The following is a 3,124-nucleotide window of genomic DNA, read 5'->3' on the forward strand; positions in this document are numbered from 1 at the left end:
AGTAGTTGGGGGTTTCCCCCTGTGAGGGTAGGACGTTGCCACGCTTTTCAATATTATGGAGGAGAATTTCTGGAAGGAAATTCTCTTTTTTTGTATACTATTTTTATAAACGATATTGGAGAATAAGATATGAAAAAAATAAATTCTTGGATGATTTGTTTGCTAGGAGTTTTTCTAGTAGGGTGTAGTAAAGTAGTCGAAGATAAAGGTTTACAAGATAAATTAGTCCAACAAGAAGCACAAGTTCAAAATTATCATTTAACATTAAAACAAAATGAAGTAAAGAAAAAAGATGTAACAAGTTCGACTCAAGTAGTTGCAAATGCTTCTGTTTGGAGTGATGGTACGGGATTTGGAACTCGAATTGATAAAACAGATGGAAAAGCTACGAATCAAATCGAAGTGATTAGTGAAGGTAGTAAAGGAGCTATTCGTTATTATCAAGATCGATGGGAACCCACTATTTCTGCTCAATCGAGCTTACAAAATGTTATAGGATTTTCGTATCACAGTGTATTGCAATTGGCTCAAGATTTGTCAAATATTACTACTTGGAAATCAGATGGTAGTTTTGAATACCAAGGTAGTGATACAGCAGTACGTTTAGCATTAGCTTCTATGAATATTCAAGTACATGAGAATACAAAAATTACTGTAAAGATGAAAGCTGATGTTAAGACAAATTTAATTCAAAGTTTCTCATTATTCTTAAACGAAGAAGATGAAACGATTCAAAAAACTTATGAAGTTATTTTTAATGGTATGAATCAACAACATAAAAAAGAATTACCACTTTAATAAGATTTAAGTGATATTATAATGAATTTAAAAGTCTCATGTTTCAATGGATTTCCATGGAAAAGACTACTCATATTCTTGTTTTTTTGTTACAATAGGAATGGATAAATTTTAAGAATTGCGAGAAATGGAAAACATTTTGTAGACATGCGAGAGGGAGAATGCTTGCATTCTCCTTTTTTTATGAAGATTGGAGGTAAGAGAATGGGAAGAATTATTTCAGTTGCAAACCAAAAAGGTGGTGTTGGTAAGACAACAACTACTGTAAGTTTAGCAGCTTCCCTAGCAAAATTGGGTCAGAAAGTTTTACTTATTGATAGTGACCCTCAAGGAAATGCAACAAGTGGATTAGGGGTACAAAAAGCTGATTTAACGTATGATGTTTATGATGTTATTGTAAATGAAGTGAATGTTCATGAAGTGATTGTACCTACAACACGTGAAAATTTAATGATAGTACCTTCAACCATTCAGCTAGCAGGAGCTGAAATTGAATTAACAAACCAAACACATCGTGAACAACGATTGAAACAAGCGTTAACAACGATTCGTGATGAATATGATTATATTTTTATTGATTGCCCACCTTCATTAGGACATTTAACAATGAATGCATTTACGGCTAGTGATACAGTTCTGATTCCAGTACAATGCGAATATTATGCACTAGAAGGATTATCTCAATTGATGAATACAATCACGATGGTTCGCAAACACTTCAATCCACAGCTGAAAATTGAAGGTGTTTTACTAACAATGTTTGATGCACGTACTAACTTAGGAAATGAAGTGAAAGATGATGTAATCAAATACTTCAGAGAAAAAGTATATCGTACGATTATTCCTAGAAATGTTCGTTTGTCAGAAGCTCCAAGTTATGGACAAGCTATTGTAGACTATGATCCTCGTTCAAGAGGGGCAGAAGTGTATCTTGAATTAGCAAAGGAAGTGTTATCAAATGGTTAAAAATCAAAAATCAAAAGGCTTAGGTCGTGGTATTGATGCACTTTTTGGTGGAAATTTTGATAGTATTGAAAATTTAGAAAAGGTAGATACATCGAATGAAATAATTGAAGAAATTTCCATTAGTGAAATTCGTCCAAATCCGTATCAACCTCGAAAAGATTTTAATGAAGAAGCTTTACAAGAATTAGCAGATTCCATTCGTGAACAAGGAGTTTTCCAACCAATTATCGTTCGTAAATCGAGTATTAAAGGCTATGAGCTAGTAGCAGGGGAAAGAAGATTACGAGCTTCTAAACTTGCGGGGAAAGAAACCATTCCAGCTATTATTCGTGAATATAGCGAAGAAATTATGATTCAAGTAGCCGTTGTAGAAAATTTACAAAGAGAAGATTTAAGACCAATTGATGAAGCATTAGCGTATAAATCATTAATGGATGCTTTAAAACTAAATCAAGAAGAAGTCGCAAAGAAAATTGGTAAAAGTCGTCCTTATATTGCTAACTTCCTTCGATTATTATCATTACCATTAGAAGTTCAAACACAATTACAAGAAGGTCAATTATCAGTGGGGCATGCTCGTGCTTTATTAGGATTAAAACAAGCGGATAAAATCATTCCTCTTTCTAAAAAAGTAATCGAAGAAGGAATGACGGTTCGAGCGCTAGAAGAATTGATTCAAACGATGAATGAACCTGTTGAGAAAGTAAAAAAAATCAAAAAGATTCAAGAAAAACCAGCTTATATTGTAGAATCTGAAGAAAGATTAATGGATAAATTTGGAACATCTGTCCAAATCACTCCGAAGGGAGAACGTGGGAAAATCGAGATTGAATACCTTTCTCAAAAAGATTTAACTCGTATTTTAGATGTATTAGAAATTGAATTAGATGATTAGGAGTGAATAGAATGGCTGTAATAGAATATGCACTTGGGGATTGCGTTGAGATGAAAAAGCCCCATGCATGTCAAACCAATTCATGGACGATCATTCGAATGGGAATGGATATTCGTATCAAATGTAATCATTGTGGGCAAATGGTCTTAATGCCAAGACGAGAATTTGAACGCAAAATGAAAAAAGTAACTTTGAAAAAAGAAAATAATGAATAGAAAGAGTGTGAAAAATACATGGCGTTAACAGCAGGAATCGTTGGATTACCAAACGTTGGAAAATCAACATTATTTAATGCAATTACAAAAGCAGGAGTAGAAGCAGCAAACTATCCGTTTGCGACGATTGACCCTAACGTTGGAGTCGTTGAAGTTCCAGATGAAAGACTTCAAAAATTAACTGAATTAGTAAAACCTAAAAAGACAGTTCCAACAACATTTGAATTTACAGATATTGCAGGGATTGTAA

The 3,124-nt window shown here is 33.4% G+C and carries 5 protein-coding genes; all 5 read left to right on the forward strand.

Annotated features, from left to right (window positions below):
- The first annotated feature begins 129 nt into the window (after positions 1-129).
- Entirely contained in the window at positions 130-798 is a 669-nt protein-coding gene (locus tag RWM24_RS08310; protein WP_314113289.1) for a hypothetical protein, read from the forward strand.
- 204 nt (positions 799-1,002) lie between these two features.
- On the forward strand, positions 1,003-1,764 hold the full coding sequence (locus RWM24_RS08315) for an AAA family ATPase (RefSeq protein ID WP_314113290.1): 762 nt from the start codon (positions 1,003-1,005) through the stop codon (positions 1,762-1,764).
- On the forward strand, positions 1,757-2,659 hold the full coding sequence (locus RWM24_RS08320; protein ID WP_314113292.1) for a ParB/RepB/Spo0J family partition protein: 903 nt from the start codon (positions 1,757-1,759) through the stop codon (positions 2,657-2,659). Before RWM24_RS08315 ends, RWM24_RS08320 begins: the two co-directional genes overlap by 8 nt.
- An 11-nt stretch (positions 2,660-2,670) precedes the next feature.
- Positions 2,671-2,874, forward strand: coding sequence for a DUF951 domain-containing protein (locus RWM24_RS08325; protein ID WP_314077264.1), 204 nt, complete (start codon positions 2,671-2,673; stop codon positions 2,872-2,874).
- Between the two features lie 18 nt (positions 2,875-2,892).
- On the forward strand, positions 2,893-3,124 hold a 232-nt coding region (locus RWM24_RS08330; protein WP_314113293.1), incomplete at its 3' end, for a GTPase.

The organism is uncultured Granulicatella sp., assembly GCF_963516875.1.
GTDB lineage: Bacteria > Bacillota > Bacilli > Lactobacillales > Aerococcaceae > Granulicatella.

Excerpts from the sequence above, each read along its gene's own strand:
- RWM24_RS08310 (WP_314113289.1), top strand. The coding sequence starts at position 130 with ATGAAAAAAATAAATTCTTGGATGATTTGTTTGCTAGGAGTTTTTCTA.
- RWM24_RS08315 (WP_314113290.1), top strand. The coding sequence starts at position 1,003 with ATGGGAAGAATTATTTCAGTTGCAAACCAAAAAGGTGGTGTTGGTAAG.
- RWM24_RS08320 (WP_314113292.1), top strand. The coding sequence starts at position 1,757 with ATGGTTAAAAATCAAAAATCAAAAGGCTTAGGTCGTGGTATTGATGCA.
- RWM24_RS08325 (WP_314077264.1), top strand. The coding sequence starts at position 2,671 with ATGGCTGTAATAGAATATGCACTTGGGGATTGCGTTGAGATGAAAAAG.